The organism is Streptomyces sp. NEAU-sy36 (assembly GCF_013423905.1).
Lineage (GTDB): Bacteria > Actinomycetota > Actinomycetes > Streptomycetales > Streptomycetaceae > Streptomyces > Streptomyces misionensis.
Genome location: NZ_CP058977.1, coordinates 1,408,575 through 1,431,274, shown reverse-complemented (window position 1 = coordinate 1,431,274; position 22,700 = coordinate 1,408,575). Strand labels below are relative to the sequence as shown.

The window sequence follows — 22,700 nt, the reverse complement described above, 5'->3', positions numbered from 1 at the left end:
GCCGCGCGGGACGGCCCGGGTCAGCCGATGCCGGCCAGGAAGGCCCGTTCGGCGGCGGTCAGCGGCGGCCCGGCGAGGGCGGGCAGCGGCGGCCCCGCGAGGCTGTGCAGCAGGGCGTCCGGGCGGAACAGGCGGGACGGCGGGGTGCGCAGGGTGGTGACGTCCCACAGCGCGGCGGCCGCGGCGTAGGACCCGGTGGCCGCCCGCGTCAGCCGCTGGGAGTAGGCGGCGGCCACCCGGTCCCCCGGGGTCGCCCGGCCGCCCTCCACGCCGGGGTAGAGGACGTCGGTGCTGACGGCCATCGTCCAGGCGCCGTCGGCGGCCCGGCCCACCGCGCGCTGGACCCTGCGGGCCAGTCCGGGCGTGCCGATGCCGTCCTCGCGCAGTGCCCGGGCGAGGGCCAGGGCGCCGTGCGCCGCGACCGACATGCCCTGCCCGTAGATCGGGTTGAACGTGGCCGCCGCGTCCCCGAGCGCCACGAAGCCCTCCGGCCACACGGGCGCGTCCTCCAGGTACCGGCGGGCGTTGCTGGTGCTGCGGCTGACGTGCACCGGGCCGAGGGGCTCGGCGGCCCGGATCAGCCGGCCCACCAGGGGGCTCGGAAGGTCGAGCGCGTACCCGACGAAGCCCTCGGGGTCCTTCGGGGGCTCGCTGCCCCGCATCCCGCCGAGGCTCACCATCCACCGGTCGTCCTCGATGGGCACGATCATGGCGCTGCGGCCGGGCCGCCCGCTCCACGGGTCGGCCTGGATCAGGGTCATCGGCCAGTCGCGGGCCCCGTCCGGGACGCGGTAGACCCGAGTGGCGTTGGCCAGGCCGCTGTCGACGCCGCGCTCGCGGATGCCGTGCACGCCGAGGGTGTCGAGCCAGGTCAGCAGGCGGGTGCCGCGGCCGCCGGCCTCCACCACCCAGTCCGCGTCCAGGTCCTGCGTGGGCCCGCCGTCCGGGCCGGCCAGCCGCACCCCGGTCACCCGGCGGGCGCTGCCGCGCAGCCCGGTCACCCGCGCGTGCCGCACCCGCACGTTCTCGCCGCAGCGCAGCACCGCCCGGCGCACCACCCACTCCAGCAGCGGCCGGCTGGAGGTGATCGTGACGTGCGAACGGTGCCGCCAGCGCCGGAACCAGCCCACCGGGGTGAGCGCCACCATGTCGCGGCTCAGCGCCGTCTCCCGGGCGCCCGCCGCCAGCAGCTCGGCGCGCAGGCCGGCCCGGGGCAGCAGCTCCTCCATCGCGTCCATGCCGCCGGGCATCAGCAGATGGGCGTGCCGGGACTGCGGCACCCCGGTGCGGTGCTCGGGCCCGTCGGGCAGCTCGTCGCGGTCGAGTACCACGACCTCCTCCACGGCCGGCGACAGCGCCGCGGCGGCCAGCAGACCGGCCGGTCCGGCCCCGATGACAACGGCTCTTCGTGCGTTCACGCTTCCTCTTCCCTCCGCTCGGACGTCCGCTCCGGGCGGCCTCAGCCGCCCGCGGTCCGTGCCGCGCCCTGCCGAGCCGCCTCGACGACGGATGATCCGGCCAACGCCCGGGCGAGCCGCACGAGTTCCCGGGTGTCCGAGAAGAGGGCCGTGTGCAGCCGGTCGGTGCCCTCCGGTCCGGCGCTCTCGGCCGGGCGGGGCCGCCGGGCCTGCCGGGCGGCGTCCACCACCATGGCGGCGGCGGCGATGAAGTGCGCCTCGCCGGGCGGGCTGCCCTGGGCCCGGGCCCGCCGGTACGCCGTCTCGCGCACCCGGCCGTCGCAGCGGGACTGGAGGGCGAGCAGCGCGTCGAGGATGCGCAGCTCGCGGTAGTACAGCCGGCCGCGGGGCAGCAGCCAGCGCGGCGGCGCGGGTTTGGGGGCGGTCGGCACGCTGCGCAGCTCCGCCCACAGGGGGCCGAGCGCCCGGTAGTCCCAGACGCTGTGCCACTGGGCGAGGGCCGCGGGCAGCAGCCGGGGCAGCACGAAGCCGGCGGCGCACAGCAGGGCGCCCAGGGCGGCGGCGCGCGGGGCGAGACCGGTGGACAGCCGGTCCAGGTCGTGTCCGGCCCACCGGGCCGCCACCGCCGTCAGCTTGGCGCCCTCGAAGCCGGTGACGTCCACGGCCAGGCCCGCCATGATCAGCCGCAGCCCGACCCGGAGGATGCCGGTGACCTCCCGCGACCAGCGCAGGCACACATAGATGGTGATCAGCGCGCAGGCACCGTGTCCGAGGAGGTACAGCACGATCATCTCGCGCATGTACGGGGTGTTCGCGTAGTAGGTGTCCAGGTCCCGCAGCCGCTCGGCCGGCGCGTCGGCCAGCGCGAACAGGGTGATCACGGCGGCGATCACCAGGCTGTACACGGTGATCACCCGCACCGCCTGGCGCCGTACCCGCTCGGCCGGTCCGCCGCGCCAGTTGATCAGCAGGATCAGCAGCGAGGCGCTGTAGGCGGAGATGACGCTGTAGGTCATCGGGGCGCCGAAGTTGGGGATGCGGGTGAGGTGGTTCACCGCGCCGAGGGTGACGGGGGCCGAGCAGAAGAAGCACAGCCCGCCGAGGAAGATCGACACGCAGGTGGAGGCGGTCAGCGGGTCCCGCAGGGCGAGCCGCGGCCTGCGGAAGACCAGCAGGGCGGTCGCGGTGAACAGGCTCGCCACCGTGTAGACGATCAGGCTCATGGCGCGACGGCTCCCTTCAGGCCACGGCCAGGGCGCGGTCGCCCGTGCCGTCGGCGAGCGCGTCGGAGATGCGCAGCAGCGCCGGGAGGTCGGGGCGGTCGGCGAGCGGTACGGCCGCTTGCGCCGGCCGCTCGTGCGGCGCCCGGGTGGCGGCGGCGATGGCCGCGGCCCATGCGGCGGCCTGGGCCTCGTCCGGGTCGCCGCCCGCGCGCAGCCGGTCGGCGTAGGTCTGCCGGTACAGCCCCTCGTCCAGGTGACGCCCCAGATAGTGCAGCCCGTTGTAGATGGAGCTCTGCCGCCAGGTCAGCCAGCGGGTGGCGGAGGGCCACCGGGGGCGCGGCACGCGCAGGGCCTCGCGGGTGAGCAGTCCGGTGAGCGCCCGCTCCAGCGGGCCGAGCCGCGCGTACGTCCGCCAGCAGCACACCCGCTCGGCCAGGAAGGGCGCGAGGAGCGGGATCACGATGCCGACGACGGTGAGCGCCGCGCTGAGCCCGGCGCAGGCCGACGCGAAGGTCGTGCCGAGCGCGGACCAGTCGTGTCCGCTCCAGCGGCCGCCCACGGCCACGAGTTTGGCGGCGCTGTAGCCGCACCCCGCCACCGTGCCCGTCCCCATGGTCACCAGACCGGCCCGCAGCGAACCGCGCAGCCGCCGGGCCCAGGACAGCGAACGGTGGGCGGTGACCAGGGCGGCGGTCAGGTGCGCGGCGAGATACAGGACGATCATCTCGCCGATGTAGGGCGTGGTGGCGTAGTACGTGTCGAAGTCCGTGCGGCGCTCCACGGCGGCGTCACCGAGGACGAACAGGGCGGCGATGCCCGCGAGTACGGCGGTGTAGCCGAGGGTCCAGCGGCGGATCGCACGGGCGGTGCCGGGGCCGCCGCGCCAGCGCGTGACGAGCGCGAGGGAGGCGGCGCCGTAGGCGGTGATGGTGCCGTACGTCAGCGGGGCGGCCAGGTTGGGCACGCCGCTGACGTCGTTGACGAAGCCGACCGTGTCGGGGGCGCCGAGCAGGAAGCACAGCGAGGAGAGGGCCAGCACGGTGCTGAGGGTGAGCAGGAAGGGGTCCCGCCAGCGCCGCGCCAGGTCGGGCGCCTTGGTCAGCAGGCCCAGCCACAGCAGCCCGCAGCTGACGTAGTTGATCAGGTCGCTCACCTTCCGGCCCCGCGGTAGTTGAGGGCCGCGCCGATGCGTCCGGCGAGGTCGTCGTGGCCGGAGGTGTGCGCCGCGTAGACGGAATCGGGGGAGGCTTTCAGCCAGGGGCGCAGCCGGTCGCCGATCAGCATGCCGAACAGGTCGGCCCGCTGCTCGGCGGCCTCCAGGAAGCGGGTGCGGGCGGCGGTGGGCGGCGCGTCGTCGGCGCCCGCCGGTGCGAGGGCGCCGTCGGTGTGCGCGGCGCGGTGCGCCGGGTCGTCGTCGGCCATGTGCCACAGCTCGTGGCCCAGGATCACCAGCTTCATCCAGGGCGGGGCGTCGGCCTCGATGACGATGTCGTCGCGGGTGCCGCGGTCGATCCACAGCCCGGTCGCGGAGGTCTGCGGCGGGAAGTTGGCCAAGTGGACGGCGATGGGCCGGCCGCGCCAGCGGGTGGCGGACTCGACCAGCGCGTCCAGCAGGTCGCCGGGGTCGGCGGGGATCGGCACTCGGAGGGGATCGATCAGCTCGTTGGCGAACCGGCGCATCTTCCTGGTTGTTCGCACCATTCCCCCGGAGGCTGCAAGCGGTCACGTCTGACCGCAATATGCCAACTCCGCGCCGCTTCAGCCAGCTTCACCGATCGGGCACGTACGTCACGAAAGGGATGTACGTCAGAAACGGGCTGCCGCCCACGCTGCCGACTGGCCGAAACGAACGCCTCGGGCGTCGCGGCCCTCGGTTTTTTCAGCCAACCGGAAAGTACGATCAGGCCAGTCGCCCGACCTCGCGCACCAGCCTCCCCGCCTCCCCCAGCAGCCCGGTCTCCGCCGCGCTCATCGTCGGGTTGTCCGCGCGCCGCCGCAGCGCCTGCGCCAACCCCTCCTCCGTCAGTCCGGAGGGGTCGGCCAGCAGGGCGGTCAGCATCGCGCGGGCGGGCGCCGCGAGGGCGCCGGGGGCCACGGCGACCTGGGCGAGGATCACCGCGGACATGCCCCAGTCCAGTCCCGGGTGCCCGTCCTCGGCGTTGGACCAGTCGATGACCCGGGGCCCGTCCGGGGTGAGCATCACGTTGTCGGGGTGCAGGTCCAGGTGCAGCACCCGCGCGTCCGGGTCGCGCGGGTCCCGGCCCGGCACGGCGTGCAGCCGGCGCAGCAGCCGGGCGAGCAGCGCCCCCGCCTCCGCCGGCTCCGCCCGGCCCCGCGTCAGGGCACCGAGCAGGGTGGGGTCGGACAGCCGCTCCAGGACCAGGTCGGTGCACGAGCCGGTGGGCCGGACGCGGGGTGCCGGATAGCCGTGCCGCCGTACGTACGTCATCACGGCGCCCTCGGCCGCCGCGTCCCCCCGGCCCTCGCGGTCACGGCGCAGCACCCAGTCGGCGTCGATCTCGTAGACGTCCGCCGAGCGGCCGGAGCCCAGCAGTCTTCCGGTGGTTGTCATGACCGTGACCCTAATCACCGGGGCCTCGTGCCGGCGGCCGCTCCCCGGGGGCCGTGGGGCTGCCGGTAAAGTGGCGGGGTCGTCATCACACCCGTACGGGGGAAAGCCGGTGCAATTCCGGCGCTGACCCGCAACCGTGAGCCGTTTCCCCGCGGAGCGGCGAGCCGGAACGCCCCGGGGGGCACGTTGACCGGCTCGTGTGCGCCGGCCGCCGCCGCGCACAGCACCGTCGAGGTTTACGGAGTCGAGCCGCCCGGGGCCCTCCCGTGCGCTGCCCGGCTCCCCGCAGGGAGAGGCAGTCGCCGACCATGAACGTCCGCCGCAACGCCGCGGCTCTCGCCGCCATAGGCGTGCTGGCAGCCGCCGCACCCGCCGTGGCCGCCGGCCCGTCCCCTTCCCCGAAGGTCTCGGTCCCCGCCGGGCTCTACGGCAAGTCGGACCCCACCTACGACGGCGTCTGGCGCCAGTCCCTGGCCCTGACCGCCCTGCACACGCTCGGCTACCGGCCGGCCGCCGGCGCCGTCGACTGGCTCACCGGCCAGCAGTGCGCGAACGGCGCCTTCGCCGCGTTCCGCGCCGACCCCGCCAAGGCCTGTGACGCCAAGACCACGGTGGACACCAACAGCACGGCCGCCGCCGTACAGGCGCTGCACGCCGTCGGCGGCCACGACGCGGCCGTCACCAAGGCGGTCGGCTGGCTGAAGTCCGCGCAGAACGAGGACGGCGGCTGGGGCTACAACCCCGGCAGCCCCAGCGACGCCAACTCCACCTCCGTCGTCATCGGCGCGCTGGCCGCGACCGGCACCGACCCCGCGCACGTCGAGAAGTCCGGCAAGTCGCCCTACGACGCGCTGGCCGGCTGGTCCATCCCGTGCGACCAGGACGGCGGCGGCGCGCTCGCCTACCAGCCCGACAAGAAGGGCAGGCTGGCCGCCAACGCGGACGCCACCGCGGCCGGTGTGCTCGGCGCGCTCGGCAAGGGTTTCGTGGCCGAGGAGGGCAAGCCCCCCGCGCAGGACGCCTGTGCCGGGTCCGGCCACCCCGCCCCGGCCCAGGTCGCCGACAACGGCGGCGCGTACCTGTCCGCGGCCGTCGCCGGCAGCGGTCACCTCACGTCCACGCTGCCCGGCGCCGAGGACCAGCCCGACTACGGCAACACCGCCGACACCGTCGTGGCGCTCGCCGCGGACGGGCGGACGGAGCCGGCCAAGAAGGCGTACGCCTGGCTGGAGAAGAACGCGGGCCCCTGGGCCACGCAGACCGGCCCGGCCGCGTACGCCCAGCTGATCCTCGCCGCGCACGCGGTCGGCGCCCAGCCCGGCGACTTCGGCGGCACCAGTCTGGTGACCTCCCTCGCCGCCCTCGGACCGGTCCCGGTGGTGGCGGGCCACACCGAGAACCGGACCAAGGCCGCCGACGGCACCTCGCACGCGGGCGTCTGGTGGAGCGTCGGCATCTGCCTCGTCGCGGGCATCGGCATCGGCTTCCTGCTCAGCACCCGGAAGAAGCAGCGGTCGTGACCGCCGTCCGCCGTGCCGTGCCGGTGCTGCTGGCCGCCCTGGCGCTGCTGCTGGGCGCGGGGGCCGGGCAGGCCCAGGCCGCCGGCTACCGCTACTGGTCCTTCTGGGAGCGCTCCGGCGACCACTGGACGTACGCCACCCAGGGCCCCTCGCTCGCCCGCCCCGACGACGGCGCCGTGGAGGGCTTCCGGTTCTCCGTGAGCGCGGACTCCGCGGACGCGAGCGAGCCGCGCGGCACGGCGGACTTCGGCACCATCTGCGCCGCCACGCCCGCGAAGGCGGGCACGAAGCGGGTGGCGCTGGTCATCGACTTCGGCGTCGAGGCCGACGCGCCTTCCGGCGAGACCCCGCCGGCCCGCCGCACGGCCTGCGCCCGCGTGGCGCCGTCGGCGTCCGCCGCGCAGGCGCTGGCCGCCGTGGCCGAGCCGCTGCGGTACGACACCAACGCGCTGCTGTGCGCGATCTCCGGGTATCCCCGCAAGGGGTGCGGCGAGCAGGTCACCGCGAACGGCTCCGCGGGCTCCGCCGGTTCGGCCGCCGCCGAGAAGCCGGCCTCCCCGTCCGGCGGCCCGTCCCTGGGGCTGCCGATCGGCGCGGGTGTCGTCGTGCTGCTCGCGGGCGCGGCGGTGTGGCAGTCGCGACGGCGACGCGGATGACTCCGCCGAAGGGCCGGGCCCCGGCCGGCCGCGCGGTTCCCCGCGGGCGGACGCCGGGCGACGGCGACCGCCTCGCCCCGGCCGCCGCGTCCGGCCGGGGCCCGGCCGGGTCCGGGTCCGGACCGTCCGCGGCCGCTCGCGCGGTTCCGCCCGCTCCGGGGCCCTCGCGGTCCCGGCGGCCCGGCGGTGCCACCGTGCACCCCGGCGCCTGGTGGCTCTGGGCCATATCCCTGGGCACCGCCGCCACCCGCACCACCAACCCCCTGCTCCTCGCCCTGCTCATCGCCGCGTCGGCGTACGTCGTCGCCACGCACCGCTCCGCGGCCCCCTGGGCCCGCTCCTACACCGCGTTCGCCCGGCTCGCCCTCGCCGTCCTCCTCATCCGCCTCCTCTTCGCGGCGGCGCTCGGCTCCCCGATCCCCGGCACCCACACCCTGCTCACCCTCCCGGAGATCCCCCTCCCGCACTGGGCGCAGGGCATCCGCCTGGGCGGCGAGGTCACCGCGGAGGCCCTCGTCTTCGCGACCTACGACGGCCTGAAACTGGCCACCCTGCTGATCTGCGTGGGCGCCGCGAACGCCCTCGCGAGCCCTTCGCGCCTGCTGAAGTCCCTCCCCGGCGCCCTGTACGAGACCGGCGTCGCCGTCGTCGTCGCGCTCACCTTCGCCCCGCATCTGATCGCCGACGTGCAGCGGCTGCGCGCCGCCCGCCGGCTGCGCGGCCGCCCGGACCGCGGCATCCGGGGCCTGCTCCAGGTCGGACTCCCGGTCCTGGAGGGCGCGTTGGAGCGCTCGGTCGCCCTCGCCGCCGCGATGGAGGCGCGCGGCTACGGCCGCGCCGCCGAGGTCCCCGCCCGGGTGCGCCGCACCACCGCCGCGCTCACCCTCGGCGGGCTGCTCGGCGTCTGCGCCGGCACCTACGGGCTGCTCACCGCCGAGGGCGGCGGGTACGGCATCCCGCTGCTGCTCGCCGGGGTCGCCGCCGCCCTGGCGGGACTGCGCCTGGGCGGCCGCCGCTCGCTGCGCACCCGGTACCGCCCCGACCGCTGGGACGCCCGCGCCTGGCTGGTCACCGGCTCCGGCGTCGCCGTCGCCGCGCTGCTCACCCTCGCCTCGGCCCGCGCCCCGGAGGCGCTGCACCCGGGCGTGGTCCCGCTGTCCGCGCCGACCCTGCCCCTGTGGCCCGCCGCCGCGGTCCTCCTCGCCCTGCTGCCCGCCTTCGCCGTCCCCAGGGAGCACTCGTGATCCGCTTCGAGGATGTCAGCGTGACGTACGACGGCGCCGCCGAACCCACCGTCCGGGGCGTCGACTTCGAGGTGCCGGAGGGCGAACTCGTGCTGCTCGTCGGCCCGTCCGGGGTCGGCAAGTCGACGGTGCTCGGCGCGGTCAGCGGCCTGGTCCCGCACTTCACCGGCGGCACCCTGCGCGGCCGGGTCACCGTCGCCGGCCGCGACACCCGCGCCCACAAACCGCGCGAACTCGCCGATGTCGTCGGCACGGTGGGCCAGGACCCGCTCGCCCACTTCGTCACGGACACCGTGGAGGACGAACTCGCCTACGGCATGGAGTCGTTGGGCCTCGCGCCCGAGGTGATGCGGCGCCGGGTGGAGGAGACCCTCGACCTGCTGGGCCTGGCCGGCCTGCGGGACCGCCCGATCGCCACCCTCTCCGGCGGTCAGCGCCAGCGCGTCGCCATCGGCTCCGTCCTCACCCCGCACCCCCGGGTGCTCGTCCTGGACGAGCCGACGTCCGCGCTGGACCCGGCCGCCGCGGAGGAGGTGCTCGCCGTGCTCCAGCGCCTGGTGCACGACCTGGGCACCACGGTCCTCATGGCCGAACACCGCCTCGAACGCGTCGTCCACTACGCCGACCGGGTCGTCCTCCTCCCCGCTCCCGGCCGGCCCCCCGTCACCGGTACCCCGGCCGACGTCATGTCCGTCTCGCCGGTCCACCCCCCGGTGGTGGCCCTCGGCCGGCTGGCCGGCTGGTCCCCCCTCCCGCTGACCGTCCGGGACGCCCGCCGCAGGGCGGGGGAGCTGCGGGAGCGGCTGTCCACGGCCGCGGACGGCCGTACCGCCGGGCCGGCGGCGAGCACGGCGGCACCCCGCCCGCCCGCGCGGGCGGTGTCCGCCCGGCCCGGCCGGGGCGCGGGCCGCCTGTTCGGCCGCCGCACCAAGGCCACCCCCGCGGCCGGGCCCGCCCCGATGGCGTCGGCCGCCTCCCTCACCGTCCGCCGCGCCCATGTCACCGCCCTCGACCGGCTCTCGCTCACCGTCTCCCCCGGCGAGACCATCGCCCTCATGGGCCGCAACGGCGCCGGCAAGTCCACCCTCCTCAACACCCTCGTCGGCCTGCTCGAACCCACCTCCGGCACGGTCACCGTCGGCGGCGCCGCCCCGCACCGCACCGCGCCCCGCGAGCTGATCCGGCACGTCGGCCTGGTCCCGCAGGAACCGCGGGACCTGCTGTACGCCGACACGGTGGCGGCCGAATGCGCCGCCGCCGACCAGGACGCGGGCGCGGACCCCGGCACCTGCCGCGCCCTGCTGTCCCGGCTGCTGCCGGGCATCGCCGACGACACCCACCCCCGCGACCTCTCCGAGGGACAGTGCCTCGCGCTGGCGCTGGCCGTCGTGCTGGCCGCCCGTCCGCCGCTGCTCCTGCTGGACGAGCCCACCCGCGGGCTGGACTACGCGGCGAAGGCCCGGCTGGTGACCACGCTGCGCGGCCTCGCCGCCGAGGGGCACGCGATCGTGCTGGCCACGCACGACGTGGAACTGGCCGCGGAGGTCGCGCACCGGGTGGTGCTGCTGGCCGAGGGCGAGGTGATCGCGGACGGCCCCACGGCGGAGATCGTGGTGTCGTCGCCGTCCTTCGCCCCGCAGGTGACGAAGATCCTGGCCCCCCAGCGGTGGCTGACCGTGGCCGAGGTGCGGGAGGCGCTGGGATGAGCCCCTCCCCCGAGGCCCGGGTCCCCCGGGTCCGCGCCGTCCGCCTCGGCCCCCGGTCCGTCGCCGCCCTGGTCCTGGTCACCGCGGTCGGTGTGATCGCCTTCGGCTGGCCCTTCCTCGCCCCGCCCGCCTCCCGGCTCAGCGCGCACGCCCAGGACGCACCCTGGCTCTTCGCTGGCCTGCTGATCCTGCTGGTGGCGGTGGTCGCGGCGACCATCTCGGAGTCGGACCTCGGCCCCAAGGCGGTCGCGACGCTCGGCGTGCTGGCTGCGACCGGTGCCGCGCTGCGGCCGATCGGCGCGGGCACGGCCGGGATCGAGCCGATGTTCTTCCTGCTGGTGCTCAGCGGCCGTGTCCTCGGCCCCGGCTTCGGGTTCGCGCTGGGCTCGGTGACGATGTTCGCGTCCGCGCTGCTGACCGGCGGGGTCGGCCCCTGGCTGCCGTTCCAGATGCTGTCGATGGGCTGGTTCGCGCTGGGCGCGGGCCTGCTGCCGGGCCCGGTACGGCTGCGCGGCAGGGGCGAACTGCTGCTCCTGGCCGGATACGGCTTCCTCGCCTCCCTCGCCTACGGCACCGTCATGAACCTGGCCGGCTGGCCCTTCATGGGCGCCACCGCGTCGGGCATCTCCTTCCACCCGGGCGACTCGGTCGCCGCCAATCTGGCCCGCTTCGTCGCCTACTGCCTGGCCACCTCCCTCGGCTGGGACCTGGGCCGGGCCCTGTGCACGGTGGTGCTGACCTTCGCGCTCGGCCCGGCGGTGCTGCGCGCGCTGCGCCGGGCCACGCGCCGGGCCGCCTTCGAGACCCCGGTCACCTTCGACGGCTCCGGGGGGTGATGGGTCGCGTGCGTACGGTGAACGGGTCGGTGAAGCACCCCACATGACGCAGTTCACCTACGAATGACGGCCGTACCTCCGTTCGGCGCAGGGACATCGGACCGCACCCCCTCTGACCTGCGGTTTGCGGCATGCGCCACATAGCGGACAGGGCGCACCCATCCGGCCTCAACTAGTAAATGCGGTGATTGCGGGCGGTTGTCCGGGCTGCTTATCTGGTCGGCGTCGCCAGGCGCCACGGGCCCTCGGGTCGCGGCGCCGACGCATGCCGGTCGCGAAAACGCGGCCCGCCCCCCGGGGCTCGTGCGCGGCGATTCCTTGTCCCCGACGCAAGAGGTTCTCCGTGTCCGTTTCCGTGATCCGTCGCATCGCCTCCCCGAAGAAGGCCCTCACCGTCGCCGCCGTGGCCGCCGCCACCACCGGCATGGCGCTGTCCGCGGCTCCCGCCCAGGCCGCCCCTGCCTCCGCCTCCTCCGCCCAGGCGATCGCGCACAAGATGATCCCGGACGCCGCGCAGTTCAACGCGTTCAGCAAGATCGTCGAGCGGGAGAGCGGCTGGAACCCGACCGCCACCAACAGCTCCTCCGGCGCCTACGGCCTGGTCCAGGCCCTGCCGGGGTCGAAGATGGCCTCCGCGGGCCCCGACTGGAAGACCAACCCGGCCACCCAGATCAAGTGGGGCCTGGACTACATGAACTCCCGCTACGGCAGCCCGGTCAAGGCCTGGTCCTTCTGGCAGGCGAACGGCTGGTACTGAGCCGGTCCCACGGCCACCGGACCGCTCACCGCGCTCCGGCACCGAACCGCGCGCCACCCCGGCCGGCGCGGCCCGTCCCGACCCTGGCGGTCGACGGCGCCCAGGTCGAGCAACCGCACCCTCGCCCCCCGCGCGGCGAGGGTGCGTTCGCATGCCCGGGCATTGCCGAGCTTCCAGGCACAGGCGCCGTCGTCGGCCCGCAGCACGTCGGCGAAGCCGCCCGCGGGATGGCCGAGGCCGCGGTGGAAGTCGCCGTCACCAGCTCCTTGGTAGAACACCGCGCTGATGTCGTTGACCCGGCCGTCGGTCATGGCGGGCACCTGGGTGCCGAGCAGGTAGTAGGGCCCGGAGACCGGGGCGAGCGCCTTCAGCCGGAAGCCCGGCACGTCCCCCGCCTGCACCGCCCGGGCCGGTGCCAGCCGGTAGGCGCGCACGCCGTGGCGGACCGGGCCGGTGCCGATGTGCTGGTCAGCGAGTTCGCGGACGACCTCCGCCCGGTCGCGCGCGGCGACCGGGACGACGGAGAGCAGCCGCCCCTTGCCGGCCCCGCCGGGTGCGCCGGCCGCGAGGGCGGCGGGTGCCGCCGCGGTCCGGCACTCGCGAACAGCAGTGCGGCGAGTCCGGCCGCCGCCCGCCGGACCCCCGCGGCGCGCCGGCTCGTCCGTCGCGTTCCTGTTCCGTGCGTTCCCCGTGCCATGTCCCGCACGCCAGGCGGACACGCCCTCCGCGCCCATGCCGTTCGCCCCCGCTCCCATGGTGGAGTGGTCCTCACCCTGTCCGTCCGGCGAACCGGAGGAACGATGACGACGCCGAAGACCGCGGGGCCGGGGGCCGAGCCGGACCCGGAGGCGCGCGGGGTGCGGCTGGTCGTCGTCCTGCTCGCGCTGACGGTGGTGAGCGGTCTGATCGACGCCGTCGGCTATCTGGGGCTCGGCCGGGTCTTCACGGCGAACATGACCGGCAACGTGGTGGTGCTGGGGTTCGCGGCGGCGGGGGCACCCGGGTTCTCGGTGCCGCACACCGCGACCTCGCTGGGCTGTTTCCTGCTCGGCGCGGTGGTGGGCGGCCGGGTGGCGGCCCGGTTCGAAAGCGGGTCCCGGCGCCGCTGGGCGCGGCTGAGCCTGGCGGCCGAGGCGACCCTGGTGGGACTGTCCGCGGCGGTGGCCTTCGCCTGGCCGCGCGACGCGGGCGCCGCCTACGCGCTCATCGCCCTCACCGCCCTCGCGATGGGCCTGCGCAACGCCACCGTCCGCAGGCTCGGGATCGCCGATCTGACCACCACGGTACTGACCGGGACCCTGACCGGGCTGGCTGCCGACTCCCGCCTCGGCAACGGCACCGGGCACCGCTCCCCGCGCCGCACCGCCTCGGTGCTCGCCATGCTCGCCGGCGCCGTCCTGGGCGCCTGGCTGGTGCTGCATCACGGCCTGGGCCTGCCGCTGCTGCTCGCGGCCGTGGGGTCGGCGGTGCCGGCGATGACCGCCTCCGGCCGCGAGTAGCGCCGCCCGGCCGTCGGCCGGCCGCAGCTCCTCGACCCCGTTGAGCCACGCCGGAGGGCCGGGTCGTGGTTGGCGGAGGCGTAGAAGCGGAGGCGTGGAAGAGGCCCACCCGGTCGCCCTGGCGCATCCGCGCGCCGTCTGGCCCGGCCGTCAGCCCTCGGCGACGGCCACCGCTCCCCTCTTCGGCTCCCCGGCGCGGGCGGCCTGGAGTACGGTGCGCACCCGCGGCCCCTGTACCAGGTACGACAGCCCGAAGCCGGCGGTGACCACCACCGCGCCGCCCACCGCGTCCAGCACCCAGTGGTTGGCGGTGGCGAGGATGGCCGAGACGGTGAAGAAGGGGTGCAGGAGGCCGAGGGCCTTCATCCACCACTTGGGCGCCAGGATCACGATCACCACGCCGCACCACAGGGACCAGCCGAAGTGCAGGGACGGCATCGCCGCGTACTGGTTGGTGAGCGCGGTCATCGCCCCGTAGTCGGGGTGGGCGAGGTCCTGGGTGCCGTGCACGGTGTCGATGAAGCCGAGCCCCGGCATCAGCCGCGGCGGGGCCAGCGGGAAGAGCCAGAAGCCGATCAGGGCGAGGAAGGTGGCGAAGCCGAGGGAGGTGCGGGCCCAGCGGTAGTCCACCGGGCGGCGCCAGTAGAGGACCGCGAGCACGGCGAGCGGCAGCACGAAGTGGAACGACTCGTAGTAGAAGTCGAAGAAGCCCCGCAGCCAGCCGATCCCCGCGACCGTGTGGTTGAGCCAGTGCTCGATGTCTATGTGCAGGAACCGCTCGATGTCGACGACGATCCGGCCGTGGTGCTCGGCGGCGTCCCGGCCCCGGTCGTCCCCGCCGGCGCCCGCGGCCAGCCGGACCTTCGCGTAGGCGGCGTACACGACCCGGATCAGCAGCAGTTCCAGGAGCAGGTTGGGGCGGGTCAGGACCCGGCGCAGGAACGGCACCAGCGGCACATGCTTCCAGCGGGCGGAAACCGCGGGCGCGTACTCGGTGGGCACCGGGGTCTGGTAGTACGGCGAGGTGCGGGACAGGAACGGTACGGCGACGGCGGCGGCCAGTGCCGCGACCAGCACCAGGTCGTCGCGCAGGGCGTACAGCGCCGGGGTGTTCGGCAGCATCATCTTCGCCGGCAGGGTGGTCACCAGCACCACCGCCACCGGCCAGACGGTGCGGTCGGAGGCCCGGCGCCCGACCCGTCCGACCACCGCGAGCAGCAGCCACAGCAGCTGGTGCTGCCAGGTGGTGGGCGACACGGCCACGGCGGCGCAGCCGGTGACGGCCACGGCGAGCAGCAGCTGCCCGTCGTGCGCGTAGCGCACCGCGCGGCGCAGGGCGAGGACCGCGACGGCCGCGCCGAGCAGCAGGAAGAGCGTGATCTCCAGGGGGCCGGTGAGGCCGAGGCGGAGCAGGGCGCCGTGCAGGGACTGGTTGCCGAGGGCGTCGGCCTTGCCGCCGAGGCCCACCCCGGCCGGGTGGCGCAGCCAGTAGGTGACCGAGTCGTGCGGCAGCGCCGCCCAGGCGAGCGCGGTCAGCGCGGCGAAGGTGCCGGTGCCGGTCAGCGCGGCCCGGCGGCGGTCGGTGAACCAGAGCAGGGGGACGAAGAGCAGCACGGTGGGCTGGAGGGCCGCAGCCAGGCCTATGCACACCCCGCCGGCCCGCTGCCCGCGCACGGCGAAGCAGCCGGCCAGCACCAGCAGCACCGGCAGGATGCTGGTCTGGCCGAGCCACAGGGCGTTGCGGACCGGCAGCGAGACCATGAGCAGGCTGATCGCGACCGGCGCGGCCAGCAGGGAGGTGCGCCGGCCGACCGGCCGGGGCAGGGCGCGGGCGGCGATCAGACCGAGCGCGACGACCAGCAGCAGACTGCCGAAGGTCCAGCCCCAGCCGAGCGCGGCCTCGGCGGCGCGGGTGAGCGGCTTGAGCACGAGCCCGGCGAAGGGGGTGCCGGTGAACTGCGTGGAGTCGTAGAGGGAGCCCTTGACGTGCAGGACGCCGTTCGGGCCGACCCAGGTCTCCAGGTCGGTGAGGCGTTTGCCGCTCGGGCTGGTCAGGACGGTGGCCACCTGCCGGACCGCGAGGACCGCGGCCACCGCCCACAGCGCGAACCGCGCCGCGCGCAGCCGTCCCTCCGCGTCAGCCGTGCCGAGACCGTCCCCCGGTCCCCCGCTGTGCTCCACGTTCGCCACGCCTCGTCGGCCTCCCGCCCCGTTCGTCCCCGGCGCCGTGCACGCCGGATCACTCCGCGAAACTCTACGAGGCTCGCGGACCCCCTGAACAGGGACGCAGGCAACCCCCGGGTCACCTGGCGTTCCCCGCCCTTTTGTCCGGATGACGATAGTCCCCGGGGCCTCCGGTTCCGCCGCCGGGGCGCGATAAGCATCACAGCCGGCGGCCGGTACGCCGGAGCGCGAGCGGGCAGACGTGCCTGTACAGGCACCCTTTGGCTGCCCTGTGCGCACGGGCGCGTACGGGACGTAACAGCCGAATCAGTGCCTATGGTCGATTTTCGGCCCGTCGCACGTCACCGCCGCCGTCCGGGTCGGGTCCCTGTCCCCGTCGAAAGGTAGGCGAGCCCCGTTTTGGCGACCGTCACAGCCGTCACCCCGCACGTCAAGGGCCGCGAGACCGCCGCCTTGCGCGATGTCACCGTCACCGATCCCGCGCTGGTCAAGCGTGCCGTCAAGGCGGCCGCGCTGGGCAACGCCATGGAATGGTTCGACTTCGGTGTCTACAGCTACATCGCCGTCACCCTGGGCAAGGTCTTCTTCCCGTCCGGCAACCCGACCGCGCAGCTGCTGTCGACGTTCGGCGCCTTCGCGGCGGCGTTCCTGGTCCGCCCGCTCGGCGGCATGGTCTTCGGCCCGCTCGGCGACCGCGTGGGCCGGCAGAAGGTCCTCGCGCTCACCATGATCATGATGGCGGCCGGCACGTTCGCGATCGGTCTGATCCCCTCGTACGCCTCGATCGGGGTCGGCGCACCGCTGCTGCTTCTGGCCGCCCGCCTGGTGCAGGGCTTCTCCACCGGCGGCGAGTACGCGGGCGCGTCCACCTTCATCGCCGAGTACGCCCCCGACAAGAAGCGCGGCTTCTTCGGCAGCTGGCTGGAGTTCGGCACGCTGGCGGGCTACATCGGCGGCGCGGGCCTGGTCACGCTGATGACGGCGCTGCTGTCGTCCGGCGACCTGCTCTCCTGGGGCTGGCGCGTCCCGTTCCTGATCGCGGGCCCGATGGGCATCATCGGCCTGTACCTGCGGATGCGCCTGGAGGAGACCCCGGCGTTCGCGGCGGAGGTCGAGAAGGCGGAGAAGTCCCGGCCGAAGGTGCCGCTGCGGCAGATGGTGACGGGCCAGTGGAAGACGCTGGTGCTCTGCATGGGCCTGGTGCTGGTCTTCAACGTCACCGACTACATGCTGCTGTCGTACATGCCGAGCTATCTGACCAGTGAGCTGAAGTACGACGAGACGCACGGGCTGCTGGTGGTGCTCGGCGTGATGGCGCTGATGATGATCGTGCAGCCGTTCGCCGGTGCGCTGACCGACCGGGTGGGCCGCCGGCCGGTGATCGCCGCCGGGTGCGCGGGCTTCCTCTTCCTGTCCGTCCCCGCCCTGCTCCTGATCCGCCAGGGCAGCCTGCTCGCCGTCGCGCTCGGCATGGGCGCGCTGGGCCTGCTGCTGGTCTGCTTCACGGCCGCCATGCCGGCCGCGCTGCCCGCGCTCTTCCCGACGCGGGTGCGCTACGGGTCCCTGTCCATCGGCTTCAACGTGTCCGTGTCGCTGTTCGGCGGGACGACGCCGCTGGTGGTGACGGCGCTGATCGGGGCGACGGGCAACATGATGATGCCCGCCTACTACATGATGGCCGCGGCCGTCGTGGGCGGCTTCGCGGTGTGGCGGATGTCGGAGTCGGCGGGCCGCCCGCTGCCGGGCTCCGCCCCCGCGGTCGAGAAGCGGTAGCCGCCGGCGCCTCCTGCCGGGGACCGGGAACGGCCGGGCAGCCTCCTTGGGGGCTGTCCGGCCGTTCCCGTCCTCCGGTGCCTGCGCGGCCGGGCTCAGTGGCCCGCGGCCTCCTGCGGACGTGCGTGGCGTGGCAGCAGGAAGGCGAGCAGGAAGGTCAGCGCGAGCATGCCGTCGACGATCCACAGCACTGTCTTCATGACCGTGCCGAACCCGCTGTGGAAGGCCGAGGTCGTGGTGGCCGCCAGGGCGGCGGGGACCTCGGCGCCGGCCTCGGGCGAGGCCGCGGCGGCCCGTGCGTCCTTCTCCAGGCGCGCACAGGACGCGGGGGTCGCGGCCGGGTCCTTGGCCACGGCGCGGTCCGAGGCGCAGGCGCGCAGGTCGGCGACGACCCGGTCCCGGGCTGCGGGCGCCACCCGCACCGCGGCGAGCCGGTGCCGCAGGCCGTCCGACTGGTGGTCGACGGCGGTGGCGATGCCGCCGCCCAGCAGGCCGAAGAAGACGGTGCCGAGCAGGGCCACGCCGAAGGCGCCGCCGAGCTGCTGCATCGCGGTCATCGTGCCGGACGCCGAGCCCGTCTCGTGCTGCTCGACACCCGCGAGCACGATGTCGAAGAACGGCGCCATGAGCAGGCCCATCCCGATGCCGGTGACCAGCAGGGCGGGCAGCGGCTGCCAGGGGCCGACGCCACTGCCCGCCCGGTCGAGGGTCAGCCACACCCCGAACACGCCGAGCGCCATCACCAGCGCGCCCGCCTGGAGCACGGCGCGTCCGAACCGGGCGACGCCCTGGGCGAGCCCGAAGCCGACGATCATGCCGCCCGACCAGGGCACCATCACCATGCCGGCCTTGAGCGGCGAGTAGCCGAGGCCGATCTGCGTGTAGAGGTTGAAGACCAGCATGAAGCCCTGCATGGTCGAGAAGAAGACCAGCCCGAGGGCCATGCCGCCGCTGAAGCCGCGCTTGCGGAACAGGCTCGGGACGACCAGCGGGTCGAGGCCGGCCCTGCTGCGGCGCGACTCGTGCGCGGCGAAGGCGGCGAAGACGGCCAGCGAGGCGGCCATCATCACGAAGGTCCACACGGGCCAGCCGTACTCGCGGCCCTGGACCAGCGGGAAGATGAGGAGCAGCGCGGCCACCGAGACCAGGAGCATGCCGGGGATGTCCAGGTCCGGCCGGCTGCCGGACCTGCCCCGGGGCAGGTAGCGCAGGGCGCCGAGGAGGGCGGCGGCGCCCAGCGGCAGGTTGATCAGGAAGATCATGCGCCAGCCGGTGCCGAAGTAGTCGGCGTCGACGAGCCAGCCCGCGAGGATCGGTCCGCCCACCGCGGACAGCCCCATGACCGGGCCGAACATGCCGAAGGCCTTCTGCGACTCCTTCGGCGGGAACATCTCCTTGATCATGCCGAGGCCCTGGGGAAGCATCACCGCGCCGAACAGTCCCTGGGCGACGCGCGCGGTGATCAGCATCCCCGGCGACACGGACACCGCGCACAGCAGTGAGCCCAGGGTGAAGCCGGCGGCGCCCACCAGGAACATCCGGCGGCGCCCGTGGATGTCGCCGAGCCGGCCGCCGGTGACGAGCCCGACGGCCATCGAGAGGGTGTACGCGGCGGCGAGCCACTGGAGCGTGGAGGCGCCGCCGCCCAGGTCGGCCCGCATGGCGGGGCCGGCGATGTTCGTGACGACGGCGTCGAGGAGATCCATCACCTCCGCCGCGAGGATCACGAAGAGCGCGGCCCAGCGCCACCGGTAGGGCGCCTGCGCTTGGGTGGGCGTCTCGTCGGACGCGACACCTGTGACGGACATGGGGACTCCTCGGTGAGAGAACGACGTTCATCGTACAGAACGCCGTTCATCTGATGAACGCTGTTCATCAAGATATAGCGCAAGCTCGGTCGACGGACAAGCTATATCGCGTCTGCGCCCGGCGGGCAGGCGCCGCGCCTCACCGGAGAACACCGTTCTCCCCGCGCCTAGACTCGGGACCATGAGCAACGCGGCCCCGGACACCCCCGCACCCCCTCCGTCCCCCTGGGACCGCAGGCGCCCCGCTCGCACCCCGGCCGCCCCCGCGCGCCTCCCGCTGTCCCGCGAGCGGGTCGTCGAGGCCGCCTTCACCGTCCTGGACGACCAGGGGCTCGACGGGCTGTCGATGCGCCGGGTCGCGGCCGAACTGGGCGTGACCGTCTCCGCCCTGTACGCCCACGTCAGCTCCAAGGACGACCTGCTGGAGCTGATGTACACCCGGCTCTTCGACGGCTTCGAGCTGCCGGAGCCGGACCCGGAGCGGTGGCGGGAGCAGCTGCGGGACTTCGCGCACGCCGGGCGCCGGCGCCTGCTGTCGCACCGGGACATGGCCCGGATCTCCATGGCCCACGTCCCCTTCACCGCCGAACTGCTTCCGCACGTCGAGGGGTTGCTCGCGATCTTCCGCGCCGCCGGGCTGCCCGACCGCATCGCGGCGGAGGCCGGCGACCTCATCTCCACCTACATCGACGGGTTCGTCCTGGAGGAGGGCATGTGGCAGGACCGGGCCGCCCGCGAGGACGGCGAGGACGCCTCCCTGGCCCGCCCCGACTGGCACGAGATGGCCGACCGGATGCGGGACTACTTCGCGTCCCTGCCCGCGGAGGACTTCCCGAACCTGCGCGCCCTGTCCGGGCTGATGGTGTCCGGCTCCTCCGACGAGAGGTTCGACACCGGTCTGGAGATCATCCTGCGCGGTCTGGCGAGCTATCTGCCGGACGCGCCACCCGCTGACGACGCCCGCTGACCGCGGCCGGGCGTGTTCCCGGCCGGTCTCCCCCTCCCCGCCCCTCGGCTGAGATGATCGGAGGGGCAGCAGGCATCCGGGAAAGGCGGCAGGCGATGAGCGGTCAGCAGCTCTGGGACGACGTCGACGACTACTTCATCAGCAACCTCTCGCCCGACGACGAGGCGCTGCGGGCCGCCCTGCGGGAGAGCGAGTCCGCCGGGCTGCCCGCCATCGCGGTCACCGCCGCCCAGGGCAAGCTGCTCCAGCTGCTCGCCCAGGTGCAGGGCGCGCGCACGGTGCTGGAGATCGGCACGCTGGGCGGCTACAGCACGATCTGGCTGGCCCGCGCCCTGCCCGAGGACGGCAGGCTGGTCTCGCTGGAGTACAACGCCAGGCACGCCGAGGTGGCCACCCGCAACATCGCCCGCGCGGGCCTGGAGCGGATCGCCGAGGTACGGGTGGGCCCGGCCCTGGAGTCTCTGCCCAAGCTCGCCGACGAGAACCCGGCCCCCTTCGACCTGGTCTTCATCGACGCCGACAAGGTCAACAACGGCCACTACGTGGAGTGGGCGCTGCGGCTCACCCGCGCGGGCAGCCTGATCGTGCTGGACAACGTGGTGCGCGGCGGCCGGGTCGCGAACGCGGACAGCACCGAGCCGGACGTGGTCGGCACCCGGACCGCGATCGAGCTGATCGCCTCCCACCCGCGGCTCAGCGGGACCGCGATTCAGACGGTCGGCGCCAAGGGTTACGACGGCTTCGCGCTCGCCCGGGTGCTGGGCTGAGCCGGCCGGCTCACGCCTCGTGGTGGAAGCCGACGTCGACGCTGCGCGCGGCGGCGCGGTCCTGCACGACGACCTCGCCGGACGCACCGCGCGGCAGCGGCACGGTCGCGCCGTAGCCCAGGGGCCGGGTGGTCCCCCCGGTGGTCAGCCGGACCTCGGCGGCCGGGTCGGGCTGCGAGCCGCGCAGCCAGGTCAGCCGCCAGGTGCCGTCGGGTCCGCAGGAGAACTCCAGGTGGACGCGGGAGACGAACAGCCAGTCCTCGGGCACGACCAGCCGGCACACGGCCGCGTCCCGGCCGACCCGCAGCACGGCGCCCGGCTCGCTCGGCGCCTGTGCCATCGTCATCCCGGCGGTGGCCCCCGCGTCGGCCGCCGAGACGGTGGCCATGGTGAGTTCGAGCACCTGCGTTCCCCCTGAACATCGTCGCGCGCCCGGCGGTCACCGGGCGCCGCCGCATGATAAAACGCCCCGCCGGGCCCCGTCCGGCACAATGGGGCCATGACGGAGCGCAAGCCGCCCGGCGTGCCGTTCGAGTCCTGGGTCGACAAGCAGATCCGGGACGCACAGGCGCGCGGCGAGTTCGAGAGGCTGCCCGGAGCGGGTGAGCCGCTGCCCGCCGAGGTCGACTCCACCTACGACGAACTGTGGTGGGTCAAGCGGAAGATGGCGCGCGAGGGGCTGGCGGTGCTGCCGCCCGCGCTGGCCCTGCGCAAGGAGGCGGAGGACGCGCTGGCGGCGGCGTACGCGGCGCCCTCGGAGCGGATCGCCCGGAAGATCATCGAGGACGTCAACGTCAAGATCCGCGACATGATGTTCAAGCCGCCGCCGGGTCCCCCGCTGGGCAGGAAGCCGTACGACGTCGAGGAGGTCGTACGCGAGTGGCGGCGGCTGCGGACGGACGTGCGGGAGCCGGAGGCGTGACCCGGCGCGGCACCGACCGGCCGGCCGGCCGCGACCGGTCCGCCCGTCCGGAACGCTCCGGGGCGGGCCGGGACACCGGCCCGGCCCGCTCCCGTCGTCAGCCGCGCAGCAGCCGTTCGGCCAGGTCGCGGTAGTCGCGCAGGGCCAGCCGCAGCTGCTCCGTGTCGGTCTCGGCGGCCGAGCCGCGCTCGTCGGAGTCCTCCCAGGACATGCGCAGGGTACGGCGGCGCCGGGTGACGGCCTCGGTGAACCGGGCGGCGATCTCCTCCACGGCCCGGTCAGCCTCCTCCACGGCCGCCCGGGGCCGGTCCACGAACGCGGCCGTGACCTCCCGTATCCGCTGCTCCCAGTGTTCGTGCTCCTCGTGCGGCAGCAGCGGGGCGCCCGTCCCCGAGGGTGACTCGGCGGCCCCCGGCGCGGCCGGCCAGGCGTCCGGCGCGGTGCCCTCGCTGGTGCGCGCCTCCCGGCCGCTGAGGCCCCCGGGAGCGGGCGCGCCGAGCCCGTCGTCGGGCATCGGGGCCGCGTTCGGCGCGGACGTGCCGAGGTCGGACTCGCCGCCCGCCCGCAGGGAGCGGTCCCGCTCCGTGCCCAGGTCCTCGGTGCCGGGGCGCAGCCCTTCCGTGCCGTGTCCCCGGGCCGCCGCCGGTCCGGGCGGGGGCGGCGTCGCGCCGCCCGGCTCCCCGGGCAGCCGTTCGGCCGGGCCGGGCCTTCTGAGCGGGCGCTCGCCCGTCTCGGGCCGCTCGGTGTTCTCGGCCTCCGGCATCCACTCGTCGTCCGGCGGGCGGGCGTAGCGGCCGGTGGGCTGCCGCTCGTCGCCCGGTCCTCGCATCCTGTCCGGCATGGTGCTC

General features: G+C 75.1%; 21 protein-coding genes and 1 riboswitch. Of the genes, 11 read left to right on the top strand and 10 right to left on the bottom strand.

Annotated elements, in window-relative coordinates:
- Positions 1 to 20: 20 nt before the first annotated feature.
- The 5 genes from HZZ00_RS06455 to HZZ00_RS06435 form a co-directional block, all read right to left on the bottom strand.
- On the bottom strand, positions 21 to 1,418 hold the full coding sequence (locus HZZ00_RS06455; RefSeq protein WP_180331302.1) for an NAD(P)/FAD-dependent oxidoreductase: 1,398 nt from the start codon (positions 1,416 to 1,418) through the stop codon (positions 21 to 23).
- Between the two features lie 41 nt (positions 1,419 to 1,459).
- Positions 1,460 to 2,641 (bottom strand): MAB_1171c family putative transporter, encoded by a 1,182-nt coding sequence (locus HZZ00_RS06450; RefSeq protein ID WP_180331301.1) that lies wholly within the window; start codon positions 2,639 to 2,641, stop codon positions 1,460 to 1,462.
- Between the two features lie 16 nt (positions 2,642 to 2,657).
- A complete protein-coding gene (locus HZZ00_RS06445; protein ID WP_180331300.1) occupies positions 2,658 to 3,794 on the bottom strand; it encodes an MAB_1171c family putative transporter in 1,137 nt (378 codons plus the stop codon).
- Positions 3,791 to 4,342, bottom strand: coding sequence for a toxin (locus HZZ00_RS06440; protein ID WP_306856151.1), 552 nt, complete (start codon positions 4,340 to 4,342; stop codon positions 3,791 to 3,793). The genes HZZ00_RS06445 and HZZ00_RS06440 overlap by 4 nt, the downstream gene beginning before the upstream one ends.
- A 199-nt stretch (positions 4,343 to 4,541) precedes the next feature.
- Positions 4,542 to 5,213, bottom strand: a complete 672-nt coding sequence (locus tag HZZ00_RS06435; RefSeq protein WP_180331299.1) for a phosphotransferase — start codon at positions 5,211 to 5,213, stop codon at positions 4,542 to 4,544.
- A 59-nt stretch (positions 5,214 to 5,272) separates the two neighbouring features.
- Positions 5,273 to 5,405, top strand: a riboswitch (cobalamin riboswitch).
- Positions 5,406 to 5,521: 116 nt separating this feature from the next.
- Between HZZ00_RS06435 and HZZ00_RS06430 the strand changes: the two genes are divergently transcribed.
- From HZZ00_RS06430 to HZZ00_RS06405, 6 genes are all read left to right on the top strand, one after another.
- Positions 5,522 to 6,733 (top strand): prenyltransferase/squalene oxidase repeat-containing protein, encoded by a 1,212-nt coding sequence (locus HZZ00_RS06430; RefSeq protein WP_180331298.1) that lies wholly within the window; start codon positions 5,522 to 5,524, stop codon positions 6,731 to 6,733.
- The gene (locus HZZ00_RS06425; protein ID WP_180331297.1) at positions 6,730 to 7,389 is read left to right on the top strand and encodes an SCO2322 family protein; all 660 of its coding nucleotides are present in this window, start codon (positions 6,730 to 6,732) and stop codon (positions 7,387 to 7,389) included. Before HZZ00_RS06430 ends, HZZ00_RS06425 begins: the two co-directional genes overlap by 4 nt.
- A 194-nt stretch (positions 7,390 to 7,583) precedes the next feature.
- The gene (locus HZZ00_RS06420) at positions 7,584 to 8,633 is read left to right on the top strand and encodes a CbiQ family ECF transporter T component (RefSeq protein WP_374028518.1); all 1,050 of its coding nucleotides are present in this window, start codon (positions 7,584 to 7,586) and stop codon (positions 8,631 to 8,633) included.
- The gene (locus HZZ00_RS06415; RefSeq protein WP_180331296.1) at positions 8,630 to 10,339 is read left to right on the top strand and encodes an ABC transporter ATP-binding protein; all 1,710 of its coding nucleotides are present in this window, start codon (positions 8,630 to 8,632) and stop codon (positions 10,337 to 10,339) included. Before HZZ00_RS06420 ends, HZZ00_RS06415 begins: the two co-directional genes overlap by 4 nt.
- Positions 10,336 to 11,175 carry an ECF transporter S component gene (locus HZZ00_RS06410; protein WP_180331295.1) on the top strand — a complete coding sequence of 280 codons (840 nt, stop codon included), beginning with the start codon at positions 10,336 to 10,338 and terminating at the stop codon, positions 11,173 to 11,175. Before HZZ00_RS06415 ends, HZZ00_RS06410 begins: the two co-directional genes overlap by 4 nt.
- Positions 11,176 to 11,518: 343 nt before the next feature.
- On the top strand, positions 11,519 to 11,932 hold the full coding sequence (locus tag HZZ00_RS06405) for a lytic transglycosylase domain-containing protein (RefSeq protein WP_180331294.1): 414 nt from the start codon (positions 11,519 to 11,521) through the stop codon (positions 11,930 to 11,932).
- On the opposite strand, the gene HZZ00_RS06400 is transcribed toward HZZ00_RS06405, so the two are convergent.
- Complete coding sequence (locus tag HZZ00_RS06400; protein WP_180331293.1) at positions 11,878 to 12,687, bottom strand: hypothetical protein; 810 nt, start codon at positions 12,685 to 12,687, stop codon at positions 11,878 to 11,880. The two genes, HZZ00_RS06405 and HZZ00_RS06400, sit on opposite strands and share 55 nt — an antisense overlap.
- A gap of 45 nt (positions 12,688 to 12,732) precedes the next feature.
- Between HZZ00_RS06400 and HZZ00_RS06395 the strand changes: the two genes are divergently transcribed.
- Entirely contained in the window at positions 12,733 to 13,431 is a 699-nt protein-coding gene (locus HZZ00_RS06395; RefSeq protein ID WP_180331292.1) for a YoaK family protein, read from the top strand.
- A 150-nt stretch (positions 13,432 to 13,581) separates the two neighbouring features.
- Here the strand turns inward: HZZ00_RS06395 and HZZ00_RS06390 are convergent, their stop codons facing one another.
- Positions 13,582 to 15,621, bottom strand: a complete 2,040-nt coding sequence (locus HZZ00_RS06390) for a bifunctional glycosyltransferase 87/phosphatase PAP2 family protein (RefSeq protein WP_180331291.1) — start codon at positions 15,619 to 15,621, stop codon at positions 13,582 to 13,584.
- 393 nt (positions 15,622 to 16,014) lie between these two features.
- Between HZZ00_RS06390 and proP the strand changes: the two genes are divergently transcribed.
- Positions 16,015 to 17,388 (top strand): glycine betaine/L-proline transporter ProP, encoded by a 1,374-nt coding sequence (gene proP / locus HZZ00_RS06385; RefSeq protein ID WP_180331290.1) that lies wholly within the window; start codon positions 16,015 to 16,017, stop codon positions 17,386 to 17,388.
- A gap of 95 nt (positions 17,389 to 17,483) precedes the next feature.
- Here proP and HZZ00_RS06380 read toward each other — a convergent pair whose 3' ends face one another.
- On the bottom strand, positions 17,484 to 19,196 hold the full coding sequence (locus tag HZZ00_RS06380; RefSeq protein ID WP_180331289.1) for an MFS transporter: 1,713 nt from the start codon (positions 19,194 to 19,196) through the stop codon (positions 17,484 to 17,486).
- Positions 19,197 to 19,377: 181 nt separating this feature from the next.
- On the opposite strand from HZZ00_RS06380, the gene HZZ00_RS06375 reads away from it, so the two are divergent.
- Positions 19,378 to 20,163: a TetR/AcrR family transcriptional regulator gene (locus tag HZZ00_RS06375; protein ID WP_180331288.1), complete on the top strand. Its 786-nt coding sequence runs from the start codon at positions 19,378 to 19,380 to the stop codon at positions 20,161 to 20,163.
- Between the two features lie 95 nt (positions 20,164 to 20,258).
- Entirely contained in the window at positions 20,259 to 20,930 is a 672-nt protein-coding gene (locus HZZ00_RS06370) for an O-methyltransferase (protein WP_180331287.1), read from the top strand.
- Positions 20,931 to 20,940: 10 nt separating this feature from the next.
- Here the strand turns inward: HZZ00_RS06370 and HZZ00_RS06365 are convergent, their stop codons facing one another.
- Positions 20,941 to 21,333, bottom strand: a complete 393-nt coding sequence (locus HZZ00_RS06365) for an FHA domain-containing protein (RefSeq protein WP_180331286.1) — start codon at positions 21,331 to 21,333, stop codon at positions 20,941 to 20,943.
- 96 nt (positions 21,334 to 21,429) lie between these two features.
- On the opposite strand from HZZ00_RS06365, the gene HZZ00_RS06360 reads away from it, so the two are divergent.
- Positions 21,430 to 21,852: a DUF1992 domain-containing protein gene (locus tag HZZ00_RS06360; protein ID WP_180331285.1), complete on the top strand. Its 423-nt coding sequence runs from the start codon at positions 21,430 to 21,432 to the stop codon at positions 21,850 to 21,852.
- A gap of 97 nt (positions 21,853 to 21,949) precedes the next feature.
- On the opposite strand, the gene HZZ00_RS38220 is transcribed toward HZZ00_RS06360, so the two are convergent.
- Complete coding sequence (locus tag HZZ00_RS38220) at positions 21,950 to 22,693, bottom strand: hypothetical protein (protein ID WP_257585683.1); 744 nt, start codon at positions 22,691 to 22,693, stop codon at positions 21,950 to 21,952.
- Between the last annotated feature and the right edge of the window lie 7 nt (positions 22,694 to 22,700).

Bases quoted from the DNA above. Each gene is read 5' to 3' on its own strand.
- HZZ00_RS06435 (WP_180331299.1), bottom strand. From the start codon at position 5,213: ATGACAACCACCGGAAGACTGCTGGGCTCCGGCCGCTCGGCGGACGTC.
- HZZ00_RS06370 (WP_180331287.1), top strand. From the start codon at position 20,259: ATGAGCGGTCAGCAGCTCTGGGACGACGTCGACGACTACTTCATCAGC.
- HZZ00_RS06375 (WP_180331288.1), top strand. From the start codon at position 19,378: ATGAGCAACGCGGCCCCGGACACCCCCGCACCCCCTCCGTCCCCCTGG.
- HZZ00_RS06440 (WP_306856151.1), bottom strand. From the start codon at position 4,342: ATGGTGCGAACAACCAGGAAGATGCGCCGGTTCGCCAACGAGCTGATC.
- HZZ00_RS06400 (WP_180331293.1), bottom strand. From the start codon at position 12,687: ATGGGAGCGGGGGCGAACGGCATGGGCGCGGAGGGCGTGTCCGCCTGG.
- HZZ00_RS06410 (WP_180331295.1), top strand. From the start codon at position 10,336: ATGAGCCCCTCCCCCGAGGCCCGGGTCCCCCGGGTCCGCGCCGTCCGC.
- HZZ00_RS06430 (WP_180331298.1), top strand. From the start codon at position 5,522: ATGAACGTCCGCCGCAACGCCGCGGCTCTCGCCGCCATAGGCGTGCTG.
- HZZ00_RS06380 (WP_180331289.1), bottom strand. From the start codon at position 19,196: ATGTCCGTCACAGGTGTCGCGTCCGACGAGACGCCCACCCAAGCGCAG.
- HZZ00_RS06450 (WP_180331301.1), bottom strand. From the start codon at position 2,641: ATGAGCCTGATCGTCTACACGGTGGCGAGCCTGTTCACCGCGACCGCC.
- HZZ00_RS38220 (WP_257585683.1), bottom strand. From the start codon at position 22,693: ATGCCGGACAGGATGCGAGGACCGGGCGACGAGCGGCAGCCCACCGGC.
- HZZ00_RS06360 (WP_180331285.1), top strand. From the start codon at position 21,430: ATGACGGAGCGCAAGCCGCCCGGCGTGCCGTTCGAGTCCTGGGTCGAC.
- HZZ00_RS06395 (WP_180331292.1), top strand. From the start codon at position 12,733: ATGACGACGCCGAAGACCGCGGGGCCGGGGGCCGAGCCGGACCCGGAG.